Raw genomic sequence first — 24,118 nt, 5'->3', positions numbered from 1 at the left:
TGGTCGAGCGGTACCATCGCTAGCGACATAGAGCCTGACTCATGGATGAGAAATACCGCAGGGCTGTGGATGCCGCAGCAATTTTTTCCGAGACCGATCTGAGCGGCCGGATCACCTACGTCAATGAGCAATTCTGCGCCTTGTCCGGTTACAGCCGCGAGGAACTGCTGGGGCAGAACCATCGGCTGCTCAATTCCGGCCTGCATTCAACTGAATTTTTCGCTGGCATGTGGCGCACCATCGCGCTGGGCAGTGTCTGGAAGGGCGAGATCTGCAATCGGGCAAAGGATGGCAGCCTGTATTGGGTCGAAAGCACCATGGTGCCGGTGCTCGATGACGCTACCGGACGGGTTGATCGCTACTTGTCGATTCGTTTCGACATCAGTGAAAAACGCCAGTTGCTGCATTCCTTGCAATGGCGGGTCGGCCATGATGTGTTGACCGGGTTGCCCAATCGCGCGTTCCTTTCGGATTTGCTGGACCAGGCCCTCGAATTCTCCCGGCAGGAAAACATCCCGCTGGCAGTGTGCATGCTCGACCTCGACGGCTTCAAGGCGGTCAACGATGGCTATGGGCATGCCAGTGGCGATCTGTTGCTGGTGGAAGTGGCGAGGCGCCTGCGCAGTATCGTGCGCGGTGAAGACGTGGTGGCCAGGCTGGCCGGTGACGAGTTTGTGCTGGTGTTGCGTTACGTGCGGGATCTGCCGGAACTGCGCGCGGCAGTGAACCGGGTGTTGGGCGCGATTTCGGCGCCATACACGCTGCATGGCAAAGAACTCAATGTGTTTGCCAGCATCGGCGTCACCCTGTTCCCCCACGACAACGAAGAGGCGCAAACCTTGCTGCGTCATGCCGATCAGGCGATGTACGTGGCCAAGCAGGGCGGGCGCAATCGTTTTCATTTGTTCGACGTGATCCGGGATCGGGAAGTCAAGGTCACGCACCAGACCGTCGAGCGAGTGCGCCAGGCACTGCTGGCGGGTGAATTGTGTTTGCATTTCCAGCCCAGGGTGAACATGCGTCGCGGCGAGGTCGTCGGTTTCCAGGCAGTGTTGCGCTGGGAGCATCCCCTGGACGGCACGGTGCCCTCACGGGATTTTCTGCCGCTGGTCGAGGAGACGGATCTGATCGTCGATATCGGTGAATGGGTCATGGATCAAGTGCTTTCGCAGTTGCATCATTGGCAGCAGGCGGGTCAGGGGTGGCCGGTGAGCATCAATATCGCGGCGCGCCATTTCCAGCGGGCGGATTTCGTCGACCGGCTCGGTCAGGTGCTCGCCCGGCATGCCCAGGTTGCACCGCGGATGCTCGACCTGGAAATAGTCGAGTCGGTGGCGGTCGAGAACATTCAACATGTCAGCGCCTGTCTAAAGGCCTGTCAGGCACTGGGCGTGCAATTTTCGCTGGGGGATTTTGGCACCGGTTATTCGTCGCTGAGCTATCTCAAGCGCCTGCGAACCCAGACCATCAAGATCGACAAGTCCTTTGTCCGCGACATTCTTCATGATGATGACGACCTGGCACTGACCACAGCGGTCATTGGCCTGGCCCGGGCATTCGGGCGGCAGGTGATCGCCGAGGGGCTGGACAGTATCGAGCACGGTGAACTGCTGTTGCGGCTGGGTTGCGACGTTGCCCAGGGCCATTTCATTGCCCGGCCGATGCCGCCCGCAGAGGTGCCGGCTTGGGTCGAAGGTTTTGTTGCGCCAGCGCGATGGCAGCATGGGCTCCCACACGTGCTTTAAGCACTCCGGGCATTCAGCTTGCCACTCACCGCTCTCATCCTCATCTTAGTTCCGGAGCAAGCCCGTTCCCACAGGTTATCGCAGGCTCGCTCCCACGGGTTATGGGTTTGCTCCGGGCGCGACACCGACATAGAGCCGGATAATGTCATCGATCTCCCCGGACATTTTCATTCGCAGCAATGTGCGCAGGATGCGTTGCACAGGTACTTTCGGATCATTGCGCACGTAGCAACCGACGCTCTGCACCTGTAGCACCGCCACGCGCTGCAATTGCCGATCGGGCAACAGACGCTGATTGAACCAGTCCAGGGTCCATTGGTTGCTCACGGCATAGCGATAGCGTTCGGCCAGCAGTTTTTCCAGCACCTGTTCCTGATTGCGCGCGTCTTCGCGCAGCAGCCGGCCGGTGTCGAACAGCGGTTGCAGGGTCGGGTAGCTGTAGCCGTGGACCGTGCCGATGGATTGTCGTGGCAAGTGCGCCGCCACCACGGCGGTCAGCGGGTCGGGCCGGCTGATCAGCACGTCGGGCTGGGTCCAGAGCGGAATGCTCCAGATGTAGTCGCCGGACTGATTCGGTTGCCAGGACTGCGCGGCATAGCAGCGCACATCGACCTCGCCGTGTTCCATGGCGTTTTGCACCCGCGCCCTGGGCAAGACGTGAAATTCGGCCGGTACCCCGACCTGGGTCGCCAGGCTGACCATCACGTCATGCAGAATGCCCTGGGTCGGGCGGCCGCGTTCCAGTTGGACCATCGGCATTGCCCAACTGTCGGGCACCACGAAGCGCAGCGGCGCTTCGGCGCCCGCCACACTCCAGCTCATCAACAGCAATGCCCCCAAGGCGAGCCGCATAAACGCTCCGGTCCTGAACAATCCCTGGCCGATAAAAGCCCCCCAAAGTGCATCTTAGCCAGATTAGACGAGCACACCGGATGCAATTTCGGCCTTGCTCCGCTAGCATTAGCCGCTTCTGTTCCTTCGTTGCGACGGTTTTCGATGAGTTATCAGGTTCTTGCACGTAAATGGCGTCCGCGCTCGTTCGGCGAAATGGTCGGCCAGACCCATGTGCTCAAGGCTCTGATCAATGCCTTGGACAGCCAGCGGCTGCACCATGCCTATCTGTTCACCGGTACCCGCGGTGTGGGCAAGACCACCATCGCGCGGATCATCGCCAAATGCCTGAACTGTGAAACAGGTATCACGTCGACGCCTTGCGGCGAGTGCTCGGTGTGCCGCGAGATCGATGAAGGCCGTTTCGTCGACCTGATCGAAATCGACGCCGCGAGCCGGACCAAGGTCGAAGACACCCGCGAGCTGCTCGACAACGTGCAGTACGCCCCGAGTCGCGGGCGCTTCAAGGTCTACCTGATCGACGAAGTGCACATGCTGTCCAGCCATTCCTTCAATGCGCTGTTGAAAACCCTCGAAGAGCCGCCGCCCTACGTCAAGTTCATCCTGGCCACCACCGACCCGCAGAAACTTCCTGCAACGATTCTGTCGCGGTGCCTGCAATTCTCCCTGAAAAACATGACACCGGAGCGCGTGGTCGAGCATTTGACCCACGTGCTGAGTGTCGAGAACGTGCCGTTCGAAGACGATGCGCTGTGGCTGCTGGGCCGCGCCGCCGATGGTTCGATGCGTGATGCCATGAGCCTGACCGACCAGGCGATTGCATTCGGTGAAGGCAAAGTCATGGCCGCCGACGTGCGGGCGATGCTCGGCACGCTCGATCACGGTCAGGTCTACGACGTTTTGCATGCGCTGATCGAGGGCGACGCCAAGGCATTGCTCGAAGCCGTGCGTCACCTGGCCGAACAAGGCCCGGACTGGAACGGCGTGCTCTCGGAAATTCTCAACGTGCTGCACCGTGTCGCCATCGCCCAGGCCTTGCCTGAAGGCGTCGACAACGGTCATGGCGACCGTGATCGGGTATTGGCGCTGGCCCAGGCGCTGCCGGCCGAAGACGTACAGTTCTATTACCAGATGGGCCTGATCGGACGCCGCGACCTGCCTTTGGCGCCGGACCCGCGGGGTGGCTTCGAAATGGTCCTGCTGCGCATGCTCGCGTTCCGGCCGGCAGACACCGCGGACGCCCCGAGGCAGCCGCTAAAGACAGTGGGGATCAGCCAGGCCACAGTTGATTCCGCCCATTCAGTGGCTGCCGCGCGAGTGGCTGCGCCGGTAGTGGCTGCGGCAGTTGCACCGGTCGTCTCTGCGCCGGTTGCGCCAGTGGTTACACCGGTGGTTTCGCCAGCTCCAGCTCCAGCTCCAGCTCCAGCTCCGGTGCAGGAAGCGGTTGTTCCGATCGTCGCGCCCAAGCCGGTGATTGAGGCGGTAGCGGTCGAGGCCGTCGTCGACCTGCCGTGGAACGACCCGGTAGAACCTGAAGTCGTCCAGCAGCCCGCGGTCGAACCGGTTCTGGAAACCGCTGCTGAACAACCCGAATTGTCGCCGATGCCGTTGCCGACGCCCGACAGCGTCGTGCCGGACGCACCGGAGTGGGCCGCTGCGCCGATCCCGGAACCCTCCGTGACCGAAGTCGAGGCTGCGACGCCGGGCATGGACCAGGACGACGAGCCGCCGCTGGACGAGGATTACATCGAGCCGGACATGGATTCGTCCTACAGTTACCTGGACGAGCTGGCCAGCGAGCATGCCGCCGAGCCGGCTCCGGAGCCCGAGCCCGAACCGGCCGCCATGCCGGCGACCGGCTTGGCCCTGCAGTGGCTGGAGCTGTTCCCGAAATTGCCGATCTCCGGCATGACCGGTAGCATCGCCGCCAACTGCACCCTGATCGCAGTCGATGGCGACAACTGGCTGTTGCACCTGGACCCGGCCCACAGCGCCTTGTTCAATGCGACCCAGCAACGTCGCCTCAACGATGCGCTGAACCAGCATCACGGGCGGACGCTGACCCTGAGCATGGAGCTGATCAAGCCCGAGCAGGAAACGCCAGCCCAGGCCGCGTCCCGTCGGCGTGTCAATCGTCAGCGCGAGGCCGAGGAATCGATCCATGGTGATCCGTTCATCCAGCAAATGATGCAGCAGTTCGGTGCGGTGGTCCGTAACGATACTATTGAACCTGTCGAAGCCCTGGCCAGTCAGGGCTAATAACTGAAGGCGTTTGGCCCCGATGGCCGAGCGCTATTTTTATCCAAGTACTTTGAGGTGATTACCATGATGAAGGGTGGCATGGCCGGCCTGATGAAGCAGGCGCAGCAGATGCAGGAAAAAATGGCCAAGATGCAGGAAGAACTGGCCAACGCCGAAGTGATCGGTAAAGCCGGCGGCGACATGGTCACCGTGGTCATGACCGGTCGTCACGACGTCAAGCGCGTGACCATCGACCCAAGCCTGGTGGAAGGCCTGAGCGAAGACGACAAGGAAATGCTGGAAGCGGTATTCGCCGCCGCCGTCAACGATGCCGTGCGCAAGATCGAAGCCAACAGCCAGGACAAGATGTCCGGCATGACCGCGGGCATGCAACTGCCGCCGGGCATGAAACTGCCGTTCTGATTCCTGTAGGAGCGAGCTTGCTCGCGAAGGGCGTCAACGATAACGCGTTCATCCTGGATAAACGCGTCGCCGTTGAAATCATCGCGAGCAAGCTCGCTCCTACAAAGAGCGGGTCACAGCTTGATCAACACCGACTTCAACTCGGTGTAATGCTCGATCGCCGCATACCCCATTTCCCGCCCGACCCCCGACATCTTGTACCCGCCGAATGGCAGCGCCGGGTCCAGGGCACTGTGGCAGTTGACCCACACCGAGCCCGACTTGATCCGCGGAATCATCCGGTGCACCGCCGCCAGATCATTGGACCAGACGCTCGCGCCCAACCCATAGGGACTGTCGTTGGCCATGCGTAACGCATCGGCTTCGTCATCGAACGGAATCGCCACCAGCACCGGGCCGAAGATTTCTTCCTGCACCAGCGAGTGCTTCTGGTCGACGTCGACAATCACCGTCGGCTTGACGAAGAACCCCGGCCCGAACTGCTCGCCGCCGCAGGCAATGGTCGCGCCACTTTCCCGGCCCATTTCGATGTAACGGTACACGCGCTCCTGCTGGCGCGCCGAGATCAATGGCCCCATCTCGACGCTCGGGTCCAGGCCGTTGCCGAGCTTCATGGCGTTGGCGATGTCGGCGATGTCCGCCACCACATTATCGAAGTGCTTGCGCTGCACATACAGCCTGGACCCGGCACAGCACACCTGGCCCTGATTGAAGAAAATCGCGCTGGCGGCGCCCGCGGCGGCGGTTTTGAGGTCGGCGTCGGCCATGACGATGGTGGGGGATTTGCCGCCCAGTTCCAGGGTGACCCGGGTCATGGAGTCCATCGCGATCTTGCCGATCTGCTTGCCCACGGCGGTGGAACCGGTGAAGGTCAGCTTGTCCACCAGCGGGTTGTGGGTCAGCGCCGAGCCTGCAGTGATGCCCGTGCCGGTCACCACGTTGAACACGCCTTCGGGATAACCGGCTTCCAGCACCAGTTCGGCCAGCTTGAGCGCGGTCAACGGGGTTTCGTCGGCGGGCTTGAGCACCACGGTGCAGCCGGTGGCCAGGGCCGGGCCGAGTTTCCAGCAGGCCAGCAGCAGCGGGAAGTTCCAGGCGACGATCGCACCGACCACGCCCACGGCTTCGCGACGGATGAAACTGTGGAACTGATCGTTGGGCATCAACGGCATCGACACTTCGACACTGGAACCTTCGATCTTGGTCGCCCAGCCGGCCATGTAGCGCAGGAAATCGATGGACAGCTGCACATCCATGACCTGGGCGACCGCGGCACTTTTGCCGTTGTTCAGGCATTCCAGTTGCGCCAGCAGTTCGGCGTCGCGCTCCATCAGGTCGGCGAGTTTCCACAGCAGGTTCTGCCGCTCCCGCGGCCGGGTGCGGGTCCAGGCCGAATCGTCGAACGCCTGGCGGGCGGCAAGTACGGCACGGTCGACATCCTCAGGTGTGGCCCGTGGCACCACGCACAGCACTTCGCCGGTGGCCGGGTTGTGCAGGGGCATGGTCTGACCGTCGGCGGCCTCGACCCAGTCACCGCCGATAAGCATGCGCGGGGCGCGCTGGATGAATGCCGAGGTGGCGGGAAGCAGATAGGGGAGGGACATTTGTCGAGACCTCTTGTTGTTCGTGAAACGTGGCTTTCTTAACGGCTGGCAATGGCTGTGCCAAGTGCCCGAGAGAGCCGGATAACGGTTGATTGGCGGGGTTCAGGGGCAATCAACGGGATCGATGGGCTGCGTGACTGTTGCAAATTGCGACAATATGAGACGACGAGCAACCGGGTTGCGACCTTGAGGCTGCCATTATTGAGGAATAGAATTTTCTGGCTCGGTGGATGAAATGACGAACCGTTCATCCGGCAACCTATCTGGCGCGAGGGAGGTAGTAATGTTCCTTTCAACCCTGGAAATTCAAAACATCATCGAACACCAAATGCTGCCCGCCGTGTGCACATGCGTCATGGAGGCAGACCAGTCCCTGACCATTCGGGTCTGCGACTGCATGACTGGCAAAGTGGATCTGGTGGCGACCCATGTTCCCCTGTGGACACTGGACAGTCCCCATGCCATCGCCTCGCTGGTGGCGGACATGCGGCAGGAAATCGAGGCTCACAAAAGCCTTCACCCCACCTATAACATCTGAATGGGCATCAGGCCGCACCGTCGGGATCCGGTGCGACCTGCGCTGATCGATCAGCTGGAAAACTGCCGGTAAATCTCGTCATATGTGCTGCCATTCACGGCAGCGAGCAGCTTCCTGTCATCCCTCCATCACCCTGCAGAAAGTCCCCCGCCAGGACAGTGATGCTTGCCATTTTGTATCCCCTGTCGGCAATCGGTGAATACCCATTTCGCGCTCGCTGGGGATTGTCGTCAATCGTCGGGCGATGAACTGTTCCGGTCGCGGCAACTATGCTGTCTCAGAGTGCAACACCTGTCGCGATATTAGACGCCGTCGATCCCGTCCAGACGCGCCCCGCAGGCCTTGTCTTCACGTAACTGCTTGATAGGAAAGGTTATCGGCAAGCTGGCACGCTCCGTGTATTGCTCATCGCAGACGTTTCTCTTGCCTCCGTCAGCGGTCCGCCGCCGACGGCAGAAACCATAAAAACGAGAAGCCACAAAAATAAGAAAGCACCGTGCGAGGTTCGACGTTGATGAAGAGAAAACTCCGATCAGGCCTGAGCGCCAGCCTGCTGGCCGTGGCGGCCTGTGTGGCGCTGCATTCGCCCTACAGCCTGGCAGCTCGCGACGCCCAGACCATCCTCAAGGAAACCTGTCAGGGCTGTCATACCCCCGAAGCGGACAATGCCCTGAGCCGCATCAGCCACCAGCGCAAGACCCCGGAAGGCTGGCTGATGAGCATCGCCCGGATGCAAACCATGCACGGTTTGCAGATCAGCGATGACGACCGCCGCACCCTGGTCAAATACCTGGCCGACACTCAAGGCCTGGCCCCAAGCGAGACCGACGGCGTACGTTATGCGCTGGAGCGTCGACTCAATACCGTAGAGAAATTCGACGACCAGACCAGCCAGATGTGTGGCCGCTGCCACTCCGGCGCACGGGTCGCCCTGCAACGGCGTCCCGCCCAGGAATGGGAGCGTCTGGTGAACTTCCACCTCGGCCAATGGCCGTCCCTGGAATACCAGGCCCTGTCCCGTGACCGCGACTGGTTCGACCTGGCTCGCAAAGAAATGGTGCCGCTGTTGGCCAAGCGTTATCCGCTGGACAACCCGGCCTGGAAAAAATGGCAGAGCACCGCACCGAAAGCCCAGGCGTTGGTCGGGGACTGGAGTTTCAGCGGCCACTTGCCGGGTAAAGGCGAGTTGGCCGGGGTGATGAGCGTCACGGCCGATGGCAGCGACACGTTCAAGGTCAGCGTCAAAGGCCAATACGCCGATGGCAGCCCGTTCAACGGCGACGGCAGCGCGATTCTCTACACCGGCTACGAATGGCGCGGCAACGTGACCATCGACGGCGTGACGATGCGTCAGGTGTTCGCCGCCCAAGGCAACGCGATGCAGGGCCGGATGTTCGAGGCCGAGCACGATGAGCGCGGTCTCGACTTCGTCGCCTCCAAGCAGGGCAGCAGTCGTTTGCTGGCGGTGCAGCCGGGTTACCTGAAGGCGGGTGCCGAAACTGAAGTGACCCTGATTGGCAGCGGTCTCACCGGTAAGCCGAACTTCGGCAAAGGTGTGGAAGTGGTCGAAGTCGTCGAGCAGACCCCGGATCGGATCAAGGTCAAGCTCAAGGCCGCTGCCAATGCCCAGCCAGGTCTGCGCAATGTCACCGTCGGCACGTTGAAAGGCCCGACCCTGTCGGTCTACAGCAAAATCGCCGAAGTCAAAGTCGTGCCCGAGTTCTCGGTGGCGCGGATCGGCGAGGGCGGTGGTTCGACGCCGAAAGTCCAGGGTCGGTTCGATGCCGAAGCCTGGGGCAAGGGTGCCGATGGCAAGCCGTATCGCATCGGCGTGTTCCCGGCGCAGTGGTCGGTCGAAGCCTTCGACGATCGCGCCAGGGAAGACGAGGACGTCAAGTTTGCCGGCACCATGCAGGCCGACAGCGGCGTGTTCACACCGGGAGACGCCGGGCCGAACCCGCAACGCAAAATGTCCACCAACAATGCCGGCAACCTCAAGGTGATCGCCGCCGTCGACGATGCAGGGAAGTCCCTGACCGGCGAAGGCCACATGATCGTCACCGTGCAACGCTGGAACAATCCACCCATTCCATGAGTTGGCTGAGTTCTAACCGTTTCAGACACTTTTCGGAATGACCGCAGGCCCCGTAAAACGGGGTTTGCACAGGAGGTTGCAATGGGCGCTATTTTGAATCTGGTCGAACGGAACCTGCACGAAGTGCATGTCGATGCCGACCGCATGCTGTTTCACATCCCCAGCAGTTCGCTGTTCGCCAGCGATGAGCTGACGGGCACCATCATCGACACCTTGCGCGGCCCTGGCTGTTCCTCGGACGAGCTGATCCAGCGCTTGGCTTCACGCTTCAACGGCGAAGAAATCACCGAGACCTTGCGCGAGTTGATGTCCCTGGAACTGGTCAGCGACGGCTCGCCGCTGACCCCGGACATCGGCACCAAGCGGGTCGAGCGCACGGCGATCAATACCGTGGTGCTCAACGTCAACACCGGCTGCAACCTGAGCTGCACCTACTGCTACAAGGAAGACCTCGACAAGCCGTCGGCCGGCAAGAAGATGGACATCGATACCGCGGTGGCGTCGGTGGAAATGCTGCTGCGCGAATCCCCGGATGAAGAGCGTTTCACCGTGGTCTTCTTCGGTGGCGAGCCGCTGAGCAATCGCAAGCTGATCGAGTACATGGTCGATTACTGCGAGAAGCGTTTCCGCGAGGCGGGCAAGTTCGTCGAGTTCGTCATGACCACCAATGCCACGCTGCTCACCGAGGAGACCGTGGACTACCTGAATGCCCACCGGTTCGGGCTCTCGGTCAGCATCGACGGGCCAAAAACCGTGCACGACCGCAACCGCATCACCGTGGGCGGGCAGGGCACTTACGACGTGGTGCGGCGCAAGGCCGAGATGCTGCTGTCGCGCTACAACAGCCGCCCGGTCGGTGCGCGGGTGACCTTGACCACCGGCGTCACCGACGTCGAAACCATCTGGGATCACCTGTTCAACGAACTGGGGTTTGCCGAGGTCGGGTTTGCCCCGGTGACCTCCGGTGACATCAGCACCTTCAACCTCTCCAGTGACGAGCTGATCGAGGTCTTCGCCAGCATGAAGAGGCTCGGTCGGCGTTACCTGGAAGCGGCGCTGGAGCACCGCAACATCGGGTTCTCCAACCTGCACCAACTGATCACCGATATCCACGAAGGCCACAAGAAAGCCCTGCCCTGCGGCGCGGGCCTGAAGATGCTGGCGGTGGATCACAAGGGCGAACTGAACCTGTGCCACCGCTTTACCGGGTCATCGTTGCCGACCTTCGGCAACGTCCACAGTGGTGTGAAACAGGTCGAGTTGAACGACTTCCTGTCCCAGCGCCTGGACCGTACCAACACCGGCTGCGAAGACTGCCAGATCCGCAACCTGTGCTCCGGCGGCTGCTATCACGAGAGCTACGCCCGTTACGGCGACCCGACCCATCCGACCTATCACTACTGCGAACTGATGCGTGACTGGGTCGACTTCGGCATCGAGGTCTACACCCGGATCATGGCCCACAACCCTGCGTTTATCAGCAGCTACATCACTCCGCGCAAGGCTCACTGATATGAAACATCTCAAGGCAATCAATAACAAAGCGCTGAAACTCGATGAGGCCGCGGCCGAAAACCGCATCGAAGAAGTGGTGGCGATGAGTTCCGTCGCCGGTTGTGCCTCGACCACCGACCCGGGCTGGGAAATCGACGCCTTTGGCGGCGTGTCGTCGCTGTGCCAGCCGATGGAAGCCGACCTGTATGGCTGCTCCGACCCTTGCTGGTGGCCGGCCCAGGTGCCCGACATGATGAGCACCTACCCGGACTGGAACAAGGATGCCCAGGCGTCCAACGACAATTGGCGCAACCTTGGCACTGTCTTCCCTAAAGACAAGTGACCGGACAGAGAAGAAGGATTCCAGCATGCCTAGCATCAAAGCCTGCGGCCTGGCCGCTTTCGCCGTCCTGAGCGCCTGTTCGTTCACTGTTCTGGCCGATGAAAACACCGCTCTCGAAACCGGTCACGAGTATATGGTGACCACCAATTACCCGAACAACCTGCACGTGATCGACCTGTCCACGGACACTCTGTTCAAGACCTGCAAGATGCCGGACGCTTTCGGTCCCGGCAGCGTGCAGATGTCACCGGATCGCAAGACCGCCTACGTACTGAACAATCACTACGCGGATGTCTACGGCGTCGAACTCGACAGCTGCAAGCAGGTGTTCCACGCCAGCATCACCCAGAAGCCGGGGGAGAAAGCGAAGTCGATGTTCGCCTTCACCCTCAGCCATGACGGCAAGGAACTGTTCGCCATTGCCAACCCGACACTGATGCTCAATGACCGTTACGAAGTGCAGCAGCCACGCCTGGATGTCTACGCGACCGACGCCGGCCTGGACGCCAAGCCCGTGCGCAGTTTCCCGGCACCCCGGCAGCTGACTATCATGCAGAGCGGCGACGATGGCACGCTGTATGTGGCCGGGGCGGACATCTACAAGGTCGATGTCAAAACCGGCAAGTTCGACGTGCTGATTCCCAGCCGCCACTGGAAACGCCCGAACTACAGCGCACCGGATGTGCTCTACGTGTGGAACCAGCAGACGTATCGGCATGATTTCTCGCTGCTCTACACCACGGCGAAATTCAAGGACAAAAAGCAGGACCCGGCCACCGCCGAGTACCTCTACGGGCTGTTCAGCATCGACCTGAAAACCGGCAAGACCGAAACCACCGACTTCGGCCCGCTGACGGAAATCTACTTCAGCGGCATGCGCTCACCGAAGGACCCGAACCTGATGTTCGGCGTACTCAACCGTCTGGCCAAGTACGACATCAAGCAGAAGAAAATGCTCCAGGCGGCGACGCTGGATCACTCCTACTACTGCATTTCCTTCAACAAGGACGGGAGCAAGATCTACCTGGCCGGGACGTTCAACGATGTGGCGATCTTCGATCCCGAGAGCATGAAGCAGATCGGCAGCATCAAATTGCCGGGTGGGGATATGGCGATCACCACCGCGCAGATATTTGTCCGGTAATGTCGCGCCTGCACTGACGCCTTCGCGGGCAAGTCGGATCGCCGCACCGCCGCTCCCACAGGGTCATATGGTGTTCACACAATAGTGATCACACTGGAGATCCTGTGGGAGCGGCGGTGCGGCGATCCGACTTGCCCGCGAAGAGGCCCTCACAGACACCGCCGCATCAAGCGCCAGGCACCGGACACCCCAAATCCCCCTCCTGACACTTCAAGTAATTCTTGAACGTCTCCACCCGCGCCTTGGTCAGGTCAGTGATGCAATTGCTGTAGATCAGCGGATAAATACTGCCACCCTCCACCCCGGACGCCGAGAACTTGCATTCGGCATCCCGAAACGCAATCCACGACCGCTGGGTGCCGACCAACAGCTTCTTGACGTCGGGGCTGCTTTTCAATCGCGCGGTCATCTGCTGGTAAAGCGCATTCAACTCCTTGTCCGCCGTCTTGTTCTGTTGCGCCGCACACTGGTTCATCGTGGCCTGATCCGCGGCATTGTCGCAGTCCACGGCATGAGCAACTGAGGCGAACAGCAAAGGCGTCAACGCCAGAAGAACACGTGGGTTCATGAAAATTCTCGCTGTGGGCATGGAAATAGAGGGCAGTGTAGCCAAGCAGATGGCCAACCCCTGGTGACCCCCTGTGCTGAAGGGAGAAATGCAGGGAAATTGCGAACTTACCGCGGTAAATGCAGCCGAATACTACAGACAGGGTTGATTGCTCAGCCCGATTGATACAACTTAGGGTTGGTCTTGTGGTCTTACAGGCCTACTGTTCAGTACAGGAGGTGACTTATGAATCCAGCATCAGATCGCATCGAAAGGAAGATCCTGCTCAAATCGCCGCGTTCGCACGTGTGGCGTGTGCTGGCCAATGCCGAAGCGTTCGGCCAATGGTTTGGCGTGGCGCTGGAAGGCAAGCGTTTTGTCGCCGGCGAGTGGACCCAGGGGCAGATTACCTACCCCGGTTACGAGCACTTGCTGTGGAATGTACTGGTGGAGCGGGTCGAGCCGGAGCGGGTGTTTTCGTTTCGCTGGCACCCCTATGCCGTGGAGCCCGAAGTCGATTATTCCCAGGAACCCACCACGCTGGTGAAGTTTGAACTCGAGGACATGGATGAGGGCACCTTGCTCAAGGTCACCGAGTCCGGGTTTGACCATATACCGCAAACCCGCCGGCTCAAGGCATTTCGCATGGACAGCCGTGGCTGGGATGAGCAGATGAGCAACATCGAAGAGTTTCTGAAAGTCAGCGCCAAGGCTCGCGAGCATCAGCAAGAGTAAGGGCGGCATGTTCGAACCCTGGTTGAAACGCTGGGCGCTGGTGCCGGACGGTGCGCCGATCATCACGCCTGGCAGTCGTTTGCTGCCGGTGCGCATGGATGACGTACCCGCGATGTTGAAGATTGCCGTCGATGCCGAAGAAAAGTTCGGCAACCTGCTGATGACCTGGTGGGGCGGCGAGGGCGCTGCCCGCGTCTATGCCCATGAAGGTGACGGGCTGTTGATGGAGCGTGCCATGGGTCAGCGATCGCTGATGCACATGGCGCTTAACGGTCAGGACGACCAAGCCAGCCAGATCATGTGTGCGGCGTTGGCGCGGTTGCACGCGCCGCGACCGTTACCGCCACCACCGCTGGTTCCACTCACGCCCTGGTTCAAGTCGCTACGTCTGGCGGCCGCACGGCATGGCGGCACTTATTCCCTCTGCCTCGCCACCGCCGAAGCCTTGCTGGCCGATCCGCGAGATGTTGCCGTACTGCATGGCGATCTCCATCACGACAATGTTCTGGACTTTGGCCTGCGGGGCTGGCTGGCCATTGATCCCAAGCGGGTAATCGGCGAGCGCGGATTCGATTACGCCCACCTGCTCTGTAACCCCGAATTGCCCACGGCGACCGATCCGCAACGATTTTGCAGGCAGGTCGAGGTGGTGACCGTTGCTGCCGGACTCGAGCGCCGCCGGTTACTGCAATGGGTGCTCGCGTTTGCCGGATTGTCGGCGGCCTGGTTCCTGGAGGACGACGATGCCCTGGCTGCCGAAGGTCAGCTGCAAGTCGCGGAACTCGCGGCCTCCGTGCTCGCCATTTGAAGTGTGCCCAGGGTTATTCGACAGGGTGGTATAGCGAATGTCTTACACGCGATAGTAACGATGTCGTCTATTACGGATTGGATCCGAAGCGTAATATCACCTCATCAACTGAAGCACAGGAAGTACTTCAGGATCACGGATGATCGACCATCGCAAGGAACGCTTCCGACAGGGAGTCGACCATGGTCTTGGGAAAACCCGCTTCGGCGGGTTTTTTTTCGTCCGTTTGAAATGCCACTGATCATTCTGTAGGAGCGAGCTTGGTCCGGGCGGCGATCCGACGAAGCAGGCAACGCGGTGTATCAGTGGGACCGCGTCATCGTTCTTCGTCGGATCGCCGCCCGGACCAAGCTCGCTCCTACAGGGTGCGCGTGCGATTCTGGATCCGGATGGTCAATCGCTTACACCAGAGCGGTGGTATGTCCTCTGTTCATGCTTGGGCCACGCACTTATTCTGGATCCATCAACTGAGGAGCAGGATGCACTCAGGATCACGGATGATCGACCATAGGCCTGGATGGCCGCAGACAGGATGTCGCCATGGTCTTGAGAAACCCGCTTCGGCGGGTTTTTTTTGATCGATGGAAAGTCCTCGGTGCATCACTCTGGCCCAGGAGCACCGGCAGCCATGACTGACTGCCGGCCGGAATGGATCAGCGTGCAGGCATCTGATCGAGCTTCGCGGCTGCTCGAGCGGTGATTTCGCCGCGTAATTTCAACGAACCGGCCGCCCGTTGCCGGGCTTGCTCCAGCACGCTGCCCGGAGCGGTCTCGGGACTGCCCGAAGCAAATGGTGGCGCCGGCGCGTATTCCAGCTGCAGTTGCACCAGTTGCGCCGTGTCCTTATCAAACAACTCAGCCGCCAGGGTCAGGGCAAAATCGATCCCGGCGGTGATCCCGCCACCGGTCAGCAGATTGCCGTCGCGTACCACCCGATCCTTCACCGCGATTGCGCCCAATGGTTCAAGCAGTTCGTGATAAGCCCAGTGCGTGGTGGCGCGCTTGCCCTTGAGCAGACCCGCCGCGCCGAGCACCAGCGCGCCGGTGCACACCGACGTGACATAACGCGCATTGGCCGCCTGAGTTCTGATGAACGCCAGCGTCTCGTCATCCTCCATCAACGGCCCGACACCGCTGCCGCCGGGAATGCAGATCACATCCAGTGCCGGGCAATCGTCGAAGGTAACGGTCGGTTTCAGCACCAGGCCGGTGCTCGCAGTGACCGGCACCAGGTCCTTCCAGATCAAATGCACCTTCACGTCCGGCAGCGAGGCCAGTACGTCGTAAGGGCCGGTCAGGTCCAGTTGCTGAAGCTGGGGGAACAACAGAAAACCGATCTGCAACGTCATGGTGTTTTTCTCCTGAAGTGGGTGGACGGCTTCACTCTAGGCTCGTAGGATTTGGCGCATACGCCAATAACCCCACGAATTACGCCAAAATGCCGAAAACCATCCGCGTCCTCGCGTTTGCCAACGTACAGCTGCTCGATGTCACCGGGCCGTTGCAGGTGTTCGCCTCGGCCAACGACATTGCTGGCCAAAAAGGTCTACCGCCGCCCTATGCGCCGACAGTCATCGCCAGCGGCGGCGGGGCGGTGATGTCGTCGGCGGGGTTGGCGTTGCTGGCCGAACCGTTGCCGGAAGCGGGCAGCGATACCTTGATCATCGCCGGTGGCTGGGGTGTGTACACGGCGGCAGAAGATGAGCTGTTGGTGGCTTGGGTGCGTGAATATGCAGCGGGGTGTCGACGGGTGTCATCGGTGTGCACCGGGGCGTTTTTGCTGGCGGCCAGCGGCTGGCTCGATGGCCGGCGGGTGGTGACCCACTGGACCCGCTGCGAGCAGTTGGCACAGCAGCATCCACGCTTGCGGGTCGAACCCAATCCGATCTTCATCAATGACGGCCCGGTGTGGACCTCGGCCGGCGTCACGGCCGGTATCGACCTGGCACTGGCCATGGTCGAGCAAGACCTCGGCCGCACCATGGCGCTGGAAGTCGCCCGGCAACTGGTGGTGTTCCTCAAGCGTCCGGGGGGGCAGTCACAGTTCAGCGTGACCTTGTCCTTACAGAAGGAAGGCAGCCGTTTCGACAACCTTCACGCCTGGATCAGCGAAAACCTCACCATGGACCTCGGCATCCCGAGCCTGGCCCTGCAGGCTGGCATGAGCGAGCGCAGCTTCGTGCGCCACTACCGCACCGACACCGGCCAGACCCCGGCCCGGGCGATCGAACTGATCCGGGTCGAAACTGCCCGGCGTTTGCTCAGCGACACCGGCGTGCCGATCAAACGGGTGGCGGTGCAGTGCGGCTTCGGCAGTGAAGAGACGCTTCGGCGCAGTTTCCTGCGAGCCATGGGCGTGACGCCGCAGGCCTATCGCGAGCGTTTTTCCGTCAGTGCTCAAGCAGATCCAGTAATGCCTTGACCGTCGCTTCGGGCGCTTCTTCGGGAATGTTATGCCCGACGCCCGCCAGCATTCGCCGTTCGTACCACCCGGTGAAATGGTCGGCATCGTCATCGACTTCCGGTGCAGGTCCTACGCCATCGTCGGCACCACACAGGGAAATCGTCGGGACGCTGATCGGTGGCTGCCTGGTCAGCGCTTCTTCCATCCACTCCAGCGCCGGATCGCCGGGGGCGTACATGAAGCGGTGGCGGTAAGAGTGAATCACTACCTCGACGAAATCCGGGTTATCGAAGGCCGGAGCGCTTAATGGGTACAACTCGGGAGCTTTTCTCCAGGTCGGTGACCACAATGTCCAGAGTAATTCACACAGGGCTCGGCGATTTTCAGTCAGGCCTTCAACGCCGCGAGGCGTGTGGAAGTAGTACTGGTACCACAGGCGATGTTCGGTTTCCGGGTCCCGCGGTCGGGTCGAGTGGGGAATGTCCTGAAGGTTATAGCCGTCCCCTGTGACCAGGCAGCGAACCCGCTCGGGCCATAATGCCGCCACGATACACGCTGCCCGACCGCCCCAGTCGTAGCCGCAGAGGGCGGCTTGCTTGATGCCCAGGGCGTCCATCAAATCCAGAAGATCCTGGGCGAGGGCGGCTTGTTGCCCGGAGCGCGGGGTGTCGGGGCTGTTGAAACGGGTCGGGCCATAACCACGCAAGTACGGGACAATGACGTGGTAGCCCTTCGCGGCGAGCACCGGGGCGATTTCGTCGTAGGCGCGAGGGGAGTAGGGGAAGCCGTGGAGCAGGATTATCGGCTCGCCAGTGATGGGACCGTGTTCTTCATAGGCGAGGTCAAGGTGGGGTGTTCGGGTAATCGTGATTGCATAGCCAGTCATGACAAGCTCCAGATTATTTGAGCATACTGAATCGCCGGGTCATTGCTTTATTGAGCGAGCTTTTGTCTGAGCCCGATGCAGTTGCCCCAGGGATCTCGTACCTGACAGATCCGGTCGCCACCCATCGGGTTACCAGACACAGCTGAGTGTTCCTCAACGACCGTCAGACTTCTGCTTCCGCCACCTGATTGAAATACTTCGACCGATCCGGCGTAAAGGTCACCACCATTTTGGTCCGTGAACAGGTCAGCGCCCGTTCTTCACTCAGATCGATATCCAGATCCTCCCCGCGCAACCCCTGCCACTGGGCGAGGTACTTGAGGGATCCGTATTTTTCGAGTTTCTTCAGGCTGCGGCTGACGCCACCTTTCCAGCCCAGCACTGGCAGTTCGCCGGCAAGGCATTGTTGGGCGAGGTCGGGGAAGCGGGCGGCGCGTTGGCGGCCGACTTCCCAGCATTTGATCAGGCCTTTGTCATGGGCTTCCCACAGTTCTTCGCGGTTCAGGCCTGAACGGAGTGGGGTGTCGATGCTGCGGTGGATGCGCTGGGACATTCTGGTTCCTTGAATTCGGGTTTTGTTGGACAGCTCCGCTGTGCCCGTTGAGGGTGGATGGTAGGGAGGGATGTGGTAGTTGGCAACAAGGGATTAACGGTTGTGGAAGTGCGGTATTCCGCGGTGGTTGGGCAGATTTGTTTGCTGGTTGTAGGAGTTGTCCTACATAGCCCGCCGGTTCTTTCGCCGCTATTCATCCCGTCTTGTGTTGTGGCGGATGGCCTCTTCGTCGGAACGCCGCCCGGAGCAAGTCGAATCGTCGCACCGCCGCTCCCACATTTGGATTACCGTCGTGCACAGATTTTGTGTTCCCGGAAGATCAAATGCGGGAGCGGCGGTGCGACGATTCGACTTGCTCGCGAAGGGGGCGGCGCGGTTTCACGGCTGCCAGTAATTCTTCTCCCCACTCAATTTCCGATCCAGAAAACACGCAGCGCTGATCAGCGCCAGATGCGTCAGCGCTTGCGGTGTGTTGCCCAGGTGCCGGGCATGGCTGTCGAATTCTTCGGCATACAACCCCAGCGGATTGGCAAACCTCAGCAGTTGTTCAAATTCCAGATGGGCCTTTTCCACCTGACCCGCCCGGGCCAGGCATTCGACGTACCAGAACGAGCAGGCGGCAAAGGCGCCTTCGGTGCCGGCGAGGCCGTCGATCCCGCTGTCTTCGTTGCGGTAGCGGTAGACCATGCCATCGCGCACCAGGGTTTTTTCGATGGCTTGCAGGGTCGACAGCCAGCGCGGATCCTTGGCGCTGACGAAGCGCACCAGCGGCATCAACAGCATCGAACCGTCGAGGGCGGTGCCGCCGATGTGCTGGACGAAGTGCCCACGTTCCTCGTTCCAGAAATTTTCCCAGATGTCGGCGTAGATCGCCTGTCGGGTCTGGTCCCAGCGAGCGAACGGGGCGGGCAACGAGCGTTTGGAGGCGAGACGGATGGCTCGATCCAGCGCTACCCAGCACATCAGCCGCGAGTGCAGGAAGTGATGTTGCTCGCCACGCATTTCCCAGATGCCGACATCCTTTTGCTCCCAGGTTTCGCAGACTTGATCGACCACTTCCACGGCGTGTTTCCAGCCCTCATGGGAGATGGCGTCGCCGTATTTATTGACCAGGTACACCGCGTCCATCAGTTCGCCGAAGATGTCGAGCTGGATCTGATCATAAGCTTGATTACCAATACGCACTGGCAACGCGCCGCCATGGCCGGACAGGTGCGACAGTTCGGTTTCCGGCAATTGCTGGCGACCGTCGATGCCGTAGAGGATGTTGATTTTCATCGGCTTGCCCTGGCAATCGCTGACCCGCCCGCGCAACCAGCGCATGTAGTCGTTGGCTTCCTGGACGTATCCCAGGCGCATGAAGGCGTAGACGGTGAATGAGGCATCGCGGATCCAGGTGTAGCGATAATCCCAGTTGCGTTCGCCGCCAGGCGTTTCCGGCAAGCCGAAGGTCGCGGCAGCGAGGATCGCGCCGTGTTTGCGCGAGGTCAGCAGTTTCAGGGCCAGGGCCGAGCGATTGACCATTTCCCGCCAGCGACCCCGGTAACTGGATTGGCCGGACCAGTCGCGCCAGTACTTCAGGGTGCGCTCCAGGCACAGGGTGGCGCCTCCTTCCTTGAAGCGCGGATCGTCGATGCCGCCGAGCAGGAACTCGGCATGCTGGTCCTGTTCCAGGGTGAATTCGGCAACCGCCGCGTTGTCATCGATGCGCAACAGCTGATCCGAAGACAGGCGCAGCGATGGTTGATCGCTGGCCTCGAAGGTGACGTGTTTTTCATCCATGCGCGCGCGGGTCTTGGCGCGCGCGTAATCGTGCCGCACGGCGCAACGCATATGAAAGGTGACCCGGCCACTGACGACCCGCACCCGCCGCATCAACACCGGTAGATCATCCTCGCTGTCGCCGATGGGCAGCAGGTCGGTGACTTCGACCACCGCGCGGTCGCTGAGCCAGCGGGTTTGCAGCACGTTGGTGTTTGGCAGGTAAATCTGTTCACATCGAGCGTCGGGCAGGTCCGGCGCCAGTTGGAAGATGCCAGCTTCGGGCGTGTCCAGCAGCGAGCAGAAGATCGACGGACTGTCGAATTCGGGCCAGCAGAAAAAGTCCACGCTGCCCTTGTCGTTGACCAGCGCCGCGCTGCGCATGTCGCCAATGATGCCGTGGGCGTCGATGGCGCTTTGTCGTTCAAGATGATGATCAGCCATTGCCGCGAAACTCCGGATAGAGGCTCATGCCGCCGTCGATGAACAGGGTGGTGCCGACGATGTAGTCGGAGGCATCGGAGGCGAGAAAGACCACCGCGTTGGCCACATCTTCGACATCGCCTACCCGGCCGTAGGGAATGAGTTTGAGCAACTCCTGCTCGGCGGCACCTGCAGTTTCGCGGCGGTTGATCGCCGTACGGATGGCCCCCGGCGCGATGCCGTTGATGCGGATGCGCTGGTGACTGACCTCTTGGGCGAGGGTCTGCATCAGCATGTCGACACCGCCCTTGGACGCGGCGTAATTGACGTGGCCGGCCCAGGGAATCCGCTGGTGCACCGAACTCATGTGGATGATCTTGCCGGCGGCCCGGGACACGCCTTCGCGAACACCTTGCCGGTTGAAAATACGCAGGGCGGCGCGGGCGCAGAGGAACTGGCCGGTGAGGTTGACGCCGATCACCTGGTTCCAGTCGGCGAGGGTCATGTCCACGGCGGCGGCGTCTTTCTGTAGCCCGGAATTGGCCACCAGAATGTCCAGGTAACCAAAGGCGTCGAGGGCTTGCGCAAACAGCCGCTCGACGTCCTCCTCCTGGGAAACGTCGGCACCGATGGCGATGGCGCGACCACCTTCATTATTGATTTGCCGGGCCAGTGCTTCGGCGGGTTCGGCCTGGGAATGGTAGTTGATCACCACCGCGGCACCGGCGGCGGCCAGGGCTTTGGCAGCAGCGGCGCCGATACCGGAGCTGGCGCCGGTGACCAGGGCGACTTGTTGGGCGAGGGATAGCAGCATGAACGTTAGCGCCTTGAGTTGAGGGCCTAAGTAGCTGACTGGCCGAATGCTTCAAGAGTTCAGCGGCAAGATCAAAAGATCGCAGCCTGCGGCAGCTCCTGCATTGATCGCGTTTATTCGCAAATTTTTGGCATTCCGACTCTCTGCAGGCGCTGGCTTGTCGGATCGCCGCACCGCAGCGAAGGCGGCCTTGAGCCTTGCAGCGCCCATGAAGACGCCTTCGCCAGCAAGCCGGCTCCTACAGGGTCCGGCGTTTTCCACAATCCAGCGGTATGCAAGTGATGGCGCAGGCGCTGCCGCAGGCTGCGATCTTTTGATCTTCAAGGCCTTCACATTCAGCCAACAATTACCTGCTTCCCCCACGATCGGCCTTATGGCAACTTGCAGGCCCTTGTCGAGACCTGCACCCCATGGCAAACCCCTACCGCGAGCTATTCAAAGCCCCAGGCGCCCGAGCTTTTGTGCTGGCCGGGATGATCGCGCGCATGCCTATATCCATGACCGGCATCGGCCTGATCACCATGCTCTCGCAACTGCAGGGTGGGTACGGATTGGCGGGTGCGGTGGCCGCCACCTTTGCCTTGGCCACGGCATTTTGCGCACCGCAGGTTTCACGCCTGGTGGACCGTTTCGGGCAACGGCGCATTTTGCCGATCTCGGCGCTGGTCGGTGGCGGGGCGCTGTTGCTGGTGTTGCTTTGTACCCGCCTGCAGGCGCCGAACTGGACCTTGTTCCTGTTCGCGGCGCTGGCCGGTTGCATGCCGAGCATGTCGGCGATGGTGCGGGCCCGCTGGACCGAGTTGTATCGCGGTCAGCCCCAGCTACAAACCGCCTATGCCCTGGAGTCGGTGCTCGACGAGGTCTGTTTTATCGTCGGGCCGCCATTGTCGGTAGGGTTGTGCGTGGTGGCGTTTCCCGAAGCCGGGCCCTTGGCGGCGTTGCTGATGCTGGCGATCGGGGTCACCGCGTTTGTGCTGCAACGCGACACCGAGCCGCCGGTGCATCCCCATGAAGAACACCATCAGGCTTCGATCATTCGTTCCAGCGAAATTCAATGGCTGGTGCTGTTGATGGTCGCCATGGGCACCATCGTCGGCGTGATCGATGTGGTCAGCGTCGCCTTCGCCCAGCAGCAGGGCCAACCGGCGGCGGCGAGCATTGTGCTGTCGGTGTATGCCATCGGTTCCTGCATGGCCGGGCTGGCGTTCGGCGCGTTGCGCTCGACAGTGCCGTTGCCTCGGCTGTTTCTGTACGGAGGGGTGGCGACGGCGGTGACCACCTTGCCGTTGCTGCTGGCGGCGAACATTCTCGGGTTGTCGCTGGCGGTGTTCGTGGCCGGGCTGTTTTTCGCGCCGACACTGATTGTGGCGATGGCGTTGGTGGAGCAAATCGTACCGCCGGCCAAGCTCACCGAAGGCCTGACCTGGCTGGTGACCGGGTTGAGTATCGGCGTGGCGATCGGCGCGGCCGGTTCGGGCTGGCTGGTGGATGCCTTTGGCGCCCGCAGCGGGTTCTGGGTGGCGATCGGGGCGGGGGCTGTGGTGCTCGGTTCTGCAATCCAAAGCTTTCGCCACCTTAGATAAGTGAACCACAGAACCTGTGGCGAGGGAGCTTGCTCCCGCTCGAGTGCGAAGCGCTCGCAAAATTTTCGACATGGGCTGAGATTGTGGGGCCGCTTCGCAGCCCAGCGGGAGCAAGCTCCCTCGCCACAATGTCAGTGTCCAGCCCCTCTACAACATTGAGACTAATTCCCCTCCTGCCTCATCCGTTCTCCTATACAGACAACTTTTCGAGGTAAGCCCGGTGACCCAGCTGACATTGCTGTGCCTGCCCTATTCAGGCGCGAGCGCCATGGTCTACAGCCGCTGGCGGCGCAAGTTGCCGGAGTGGCTCAAGCTTCAGCCCGTCGAGTTGCCCGGACGCGGTGCGCGGTTTGGTGAGCCGTTGCACACCGACATGCGGCGCCTGGCGCTGCAACTGGCCCATGAACAGAAAGCCACGCTCAAGGCACCCTACGCGGTGTTCGGCCATAGCCTGGGCGCGTTGCTCGCTTGTGAAATGGCCCATGCCCTGCGCTCGCTGGGTTGCCCGGAGCCGGTGGCACTGTTCGCGTCGGGCACCGCTGCGCCGACCCTGCGTGCCGATTACGACCGCGGTTTTGCCGAACCCAAGTCGGACGCCGAGTTGATCGAGCAATTGCGCACGCTCAATGGCACCAGCGAAGAGGTCCTGGCCAACGAAGAGCTGATGAACCTGACGTTGCCGGTCTTGCGGGCGGACTTTCTTCTCTGCGGTCGATTCGAGCCCATTCAGCGACCCTTGCTCCAGTGCCCGGTCCACGTGCTCGGCGGTACGACTGACCGGGCCACCACCGAGCAGTTGATCGGCTGGCGCAAGGAAACCCACGGCAGTTTTTCCGTGGACATGCTGGCCGGTGGTCACTTTTTTATCCATGAGCACGAGGCCAAGGTGTTGCGGGTGATCAAGGATCAGCTTGAGGTTCATCATCGGCGGCATGCCATGGACACTGTCGGTTAACCCATCTCAAACATCACACCATCCCTGTGGGAGCGGGCTTGCCCGCGATAGCTGTCTGTCAGTCACCTAGCTGCTGAATGTGCCGCCGCCATCGCGGGCAAGCTCGCTCCCACAATGATTTTCGGCGGCCTCACAGTCCGCGATCCAGCTCCTTTCTGATAGTTGTTCTC

Annotated in this window: 21 protein-coding genes; 13 read left to right on the top strand and 8 right to left on the bottom strand. The window is 61.2% G+C overall.

Annotation, left to right across the window (positions count from 1 at the left end; all coding sequences use genetic code 11):
- The first annotated feature begins 41 nt into the window (after positions 1-41).
- Positions 42-1,745, top strand: a complete 1,704-nt coding sequence (locus tag ACA062_RS23335; protein WP_497453215.1) for a putative bifunctional diguanylate cyclase/phosphodiesterase — start codon at positions 42-44, stop codon at positions 1,743-1,745.
- Between the two features lie 99 nt (positions 1,746-1,844).
- Here ACA062_RS23335 and ACA062_RS23330 read toward each other — a convergent pair whose 3' ends face one another.
- Positions 1,845-2,597, bottom strand: a complete 753-nt coding sequence (locus tag ACA062_RS23330; protein WP_497453214.1) for a substrate-binding periplasmic protein — start codon at positions 2,595-2,597, stop codon at positions 1,845-1,847.
- Positions 2,598-2,741: 144 nt separating this feature from the next.
- Here ACA062_RS23330 and dnaX point away from each other — a divergent pair, with 144 nt between their 5' ends.
- Together dnaX and ACA062_RS23320 are read left to right on the top strand one after the other, a co-directional pair.
- Positions 2,742-4,856 carry a DNA polymerase III subunit gamma/tau gene (gene dnaX, locus ACA062_RS23325; protein WP_497453213.1) on the top strand — a complete coding sequence of 705 codons (2,115 nt, stop codon included), beginning with the start codon at positions 2,742-2,744 and terminating at the stop codon, positions 4,854-4,856.
- A gap of 66 nt (positions 4,857-4,922) precedes the next feature.
- On the top strand, positions 4,923-5,261 hold the full coding sequence (locus tag ACA062_RS23320) for a YbaB/EbfC family nucleoid-associated protein (protein ID WP_218436146.1): 339 nt from the start codon (positions 4,923-4,925) through the stop codon (positions 5,259-5,261).
- 113 nt (positions 5,262-5,374) lie between these two features.
- Here ACA062_RS23320 and ACA062_RS23315 read toward each other — a convergent pair whose 3' ends face one another.
- Positions 5,375-6,865 (bottom strand): aldehyde dehydrogenase family protein, encoded by a 1,491-nt coding sequence (locus tag ACA062_RS23315; RefSeq protein ID WP_138968331.1) that lies wholly within the window; start codon positions 6,863-6,865, stop codon positions 5,375-5,377.
- 283 nt (positions 6,866-7,148) lie between these two features.
- On the opposite strand from ACA062_RS23315, the gene ACA062_RS23310 reads away from it, so the two are divergent.
- From ACA062_RS23310 to peaD, 5 genes are all read left to right on the top strand, one after another.
- Positions 7,149-7,403, top strand: coding sequence for a DUF1652 domain-containing protein (locus tag ACA062_RS23310; protein WP_497453212.1), 255 nt, complete (start codon positions 7,149-7,151; stop codon positions 7,401-7,403).
- A 514-nt stretch (positions 7,404-7,917) separates the two neighbouring features.
- Positions 7,918-9,498 carry a quinohemoprotein amine dehydrogenase subunit alpha gene (gene peaA, locus ACA062_RS23305; RefSeq protein WP_497453211.1) on the top strand — a complete coding sequence of 527 codons (1,581 nt, stop codon included), beginning with the start codon at positions 7,918-7,920 and terminating at the stop codon, positions 9,496-9,498.
- A gap of 81 nt (positions 9,499-9,579) precedes the next feature.
- Positions 9,580-11,010: a quinohemoprotein amine dehydrogenase maturation protein gene (gene peaB / locus ACA062_RS23300; protein ID WP_497453210.1), complete on the top strand. Its 1,431-nt coding sequence runs from the start codon at positions 9,580-9,582 to the stop codon at positions 11,008-11,010.
- Position 11,011: 1 nt separating this feature from the next.
- Positions 11,012-11,335 (top strand): quinohemoprotein amine dehydrogenase subunit gamma, encoded by a 324-nt coding sequence (gene qhpC, locus ACA062_RS23295; protein WP_008027961.1) that lies wholly within the window; start codon positions 11,012-11,014, stop codon positions 11,333-11,335.
- Positions 11,336-11,360: 25 nt separating this feature from the next.
- On the top strand, positions 11,361-12,479 hold the full coding sequence (gene peaD, locus ACA062_RS23290) for a quinohemoprotein amine dehydrogenase subunit beta (RefSeq protein WP_497453209.1): 1,119 nt from the start codon (positions 11,361-11,363) through the stop codon (positions 12,477-12,479).
- A 166-nt stretch (positions 12,480-12,645) separates the two neighbouring features.
- Here peaD and ACA062_RS23285 read toward each other — a convergent pair whose 3' ends face one another.
- Positions 12,646-13,047: a lysozyme inhibitor LprI family protein gene (locus ACA062_RS23285; RefSeq protein ID WP_497453208.1), complete on the bottom strand. Its 402-nt coding sequence runs from the start codon at positions 13,045-13,047 to the stop codon at positions 12,646-12,648.
- 225 nt (positions 13,048-13,272) lie between these two features.
- Between ACA062_RS23285 and ACA062_RS23280 the strand changes: the two genes are divergently transcribed.
- Positions 13,273-13,761 (top strand): SRPBCC family protein, encoded by a 489-nt coding sequence (locus tag ACA062_RS23280; protein ID WP_150800724.1) that lies wholly within the window; start codon positions 13,273-13,275, stop codon positions 13,759-13,761.
- 7 nt (positions 13,762-13,768) lie between these two features.
- Entirely contained in the window at positions 13,769-14,569 is an 801-nt protein-coding gene (locus tag ACA062_RS23275) for an aminoglycoside phosphotransferase family protein (RefSeq protein WP_497453207.1), read from the top strand.
- A 653-nt stretch (positions 14,570-15,222) separates the two neighbouring features.
- Here the strand turns inward: ACA062_RS23275 and inhA are convergent.
- Positions 15,223-15,918, bottom strand: coding sequence for an isonitrile hydratase (gene inhA / locus ACA062_RS23270; RefSeq protein ID WP_497453206.1), 696 nt, complete (start codon positions 15,916-15,918; stop codon positions 15,223-15,225).
- Between the two features lie 89 nt (positions 15,919-16,007).
- On the opposite strand from inhA, the gene ACA062_RS23265 reads away from it, so the two are divergent.
- Positions 16,008-16,991, top strand: coding sequence for a GlxA family transcriptional regulator (locus ACA062_RS23265; RefSeq protein WP_497453205.1), 984 nt, complete (start codon positions 16,008-16,010; stop codon positions 16,989-16,991).
- Here ACA062_RS23265 and ACA062_RS23260 read toward each other — a convergent pair.
- The 4 genes from ACA062_RS23260 to ACA062_RS23245 form a co-directional block, all read right to left on the bottom strand.
- Complete coding sequence (locus tag ACA062_RS23260) at positions 16,960-17,859, bottom strand: alpha/beta fold hydrolase (protein WP_497453204.1); 900 nt, start codon at positions 17,857-17,859, stop codon at positions 16,960-16,962. The two genes, ACA062_RS23265 and ACA062_RS23260, sit on opposite strands and share 32 nt — an antisense overlap.
- Positions 17,860-18,022: 163 nt before the next feature.
- On the bottom strand, positions 18,023-18,412 hold the full coding sequence (locus ACA062_RS23255; RefSeq protein ID WP_497453203.1) for a hypothetical protein: 390 nt from the start codon (positions 18,410-18,412) through the stop codon (positions 18,023-18,025).
- Positions 18,413-18,790: 378 nt separating this feature from the next.
- Positions 18,791-20,617 (bottom strand): glycoside hydrolase family 15 protein, encoded by a 1,827-nt coding sequence (locus ACA062_RS23250; RefSeq protein WP_497453202.1) that lies wholly within the window; start codon positions 20,615-20,617, stop codon positions 18,791-18,793.
- Positions 20,610-21,410, bottom strand: coding sequence for a glucose 1-dehydrogenase (locus tag ACA062_RS23245; protein WP_497453201.1), 801 nt, complete (start codon positions 21,408-21,410; stop codon positions 20,610-20,612). The genes ACA062_RS23250 and ACA062_RS23245 overlap by 8 nt, the downstream gene beginning before the upstream one ends.
- Before the next feature lie 410 nt (positions 21,411-21,820).
- Here ACA062_RS23245 and ACA062_RS23240 point away from each other — a divergent pair, with 410 nt between their 5' ends.
- Positions 21,821-22,993 (top strand): MFS transporter, encoded by a 1,173-nt coding sequence (locus ACA062_RS23240; protein ID WP_497453200.1) that lies wholly within the window; start codon positions 21,821-21,823, stop codon positions 22,991-22,993.
- Positions 22,994-23,213: 220 nt separating this feature from the next.
- Positions 23,214-23,948, top strand: a complete 735-nt coding sequence (locus ACA062_RS23235; protein WP_497453199.1) for a thioesterase II family protein — start codon at positions 23,214-23,216, stop codon at positions 23,946-23,948.
- The last annotated feature ends 170 nt before the right edge of the window (positions 23,949-24,118 follow it).

This window comes from Pseudomonas sp. LBUM1679 (genome assembly GCF_059695565.1).
Note: the sequence above shows the minus strand (reverse complement) of the source record. Positions and strands in the feature narration are given on the sequence as shown.

Coding starts and splice junctions, on each gene's coding strand:
- ACA062_RS23335 (WP_497453215.1), top strand. CDS start 42: ATGGATGAGAAATACCGCAGGGCTGTGGATGCCGCAGCAATTTTTTCC.
- ACA062_RS23330 (WP_497453214.1), bottom strand. CDS start 2,597: ATGCGGCTCGCCTTGGGGGCATTGCTGTTGATGAGCTGGAGTGTGGCG.
- dnaX (WP_497453213.1), top strand. CDS start 2,742: ATGAGTTATCAGGTTCTTGCACGTAAATGGCGTCCGCGCTCGTTCGGC.
- ACA062_RS23320 (WP_218436146.1), top strand. CDS start 4,923: ATGATGAAGGGTGGCATGGCCGGCCTGATGAAGCAGGCGCAGCAGATG.
- ACA062_RS23315 (WP_138968331.1), bottom strand. CDS start 6,865: ATGTCCCTCCCCTATCTGCTTCCCGCCACCTCGGCATTCATCCAGCGC.
- ACA062_RS23310 (WP_497453212.1), top strand. CDS start 7,149: ATGTTCCTTTCAACCCTGGAAATTCAAAACATCATCGAACACCAAATG.
- peaA (WP_497453211.1), top strand. CDS start 7,918: ATGAAGAGAAAACTCCGATCAGGCCTGAGCGCCAGCCTGCTGGCCGTG.
- peaB (WP_497453210.1), top strand. CDS start 9,580: ATGGGCGCTATTTTGAATCTGGTCGAACGGAACCTGCACGAAGTGCAT.
- qhpC (WP_008027961.1), top strand. CDS start 11,012: ATGAAACATCTCAAGGCAATCAATAACAAAGCGCTGAAACTCGATGAG.
- peaD (WP_497453209.1), top strand. CDS start 11,361: ATGCCTAGCATCAAAGCCTGCGGCCTGGCCGCTTTCGCCGTCCTGAGC.
- ACA062_RS23285 (WP_497453208.1), bottom strand. CDS start 13,047: ATGAACCCACGTGTTCTTCTGGCGTTGACGCCTTTGCTGTTCGCCTCA.
- ACA062_RS23280 (WP_150800724.1), top strand. CDS start 13,273: ATGAATCCAGCATCAGATCGCATCGAAAGGAAGATCCTGCTCAAATCG.
- ACA062_RS23275 (WP_497453207.1), top strand. CDS start 13,769: ATGTTCGAACCCTGGTTGAAACGCTGGGCGCTGGTGCCGGACGGTGCG.
- inhA (WP_497453206.1), bottom strand. CDS start 15,918: ATGACGTTGCAGATCGGTTTTCTGTTGTTCCCCCAGCTTCAGCAACTG.
- ACA062_RS23265 (WP_497453205.1), top strand. CDS start 16,008: ATGCCGAAAACCATCCGCGTCCTCGCGTTTGCCAACGTACAGCTGCTC.
- ACA062_RS23260 (WP_497453204.1), bottom strand. CDS start 17,859: ATGACTGGCTATGCAATCACGATTACCCGAACACCCCACCTTGACCTC.
- ACA062_RS23255 (WP_497453203.1), bottom strand. CDS start 18,412: ATGTCCCAGCGCATCCACCGCAGCATCGACACCCCACTCCGTTCAGGC.
- ACA062_RS23250 (WP_497453202.1), bottom strand. CDS start 20,617: ATGGCTGATCATCATCTTGAACGACAAAGCGCCATCGACGCCCACGGC.
- ACA062_RS23245 (WP_497453201.1), bottom strand. CDS start 21,410: ATGCTGCTATCCCTCGCCCAACAAGTCGCCCTGGTCACCGGCGCCAGC.
- ACA062_RS23240 (WP_497453200.1), top strand. CDS start 21,821: ATGGCAAACCCCTACCGCGAGCTATTCAAAGCCCCAGGCGCCCGAGCT.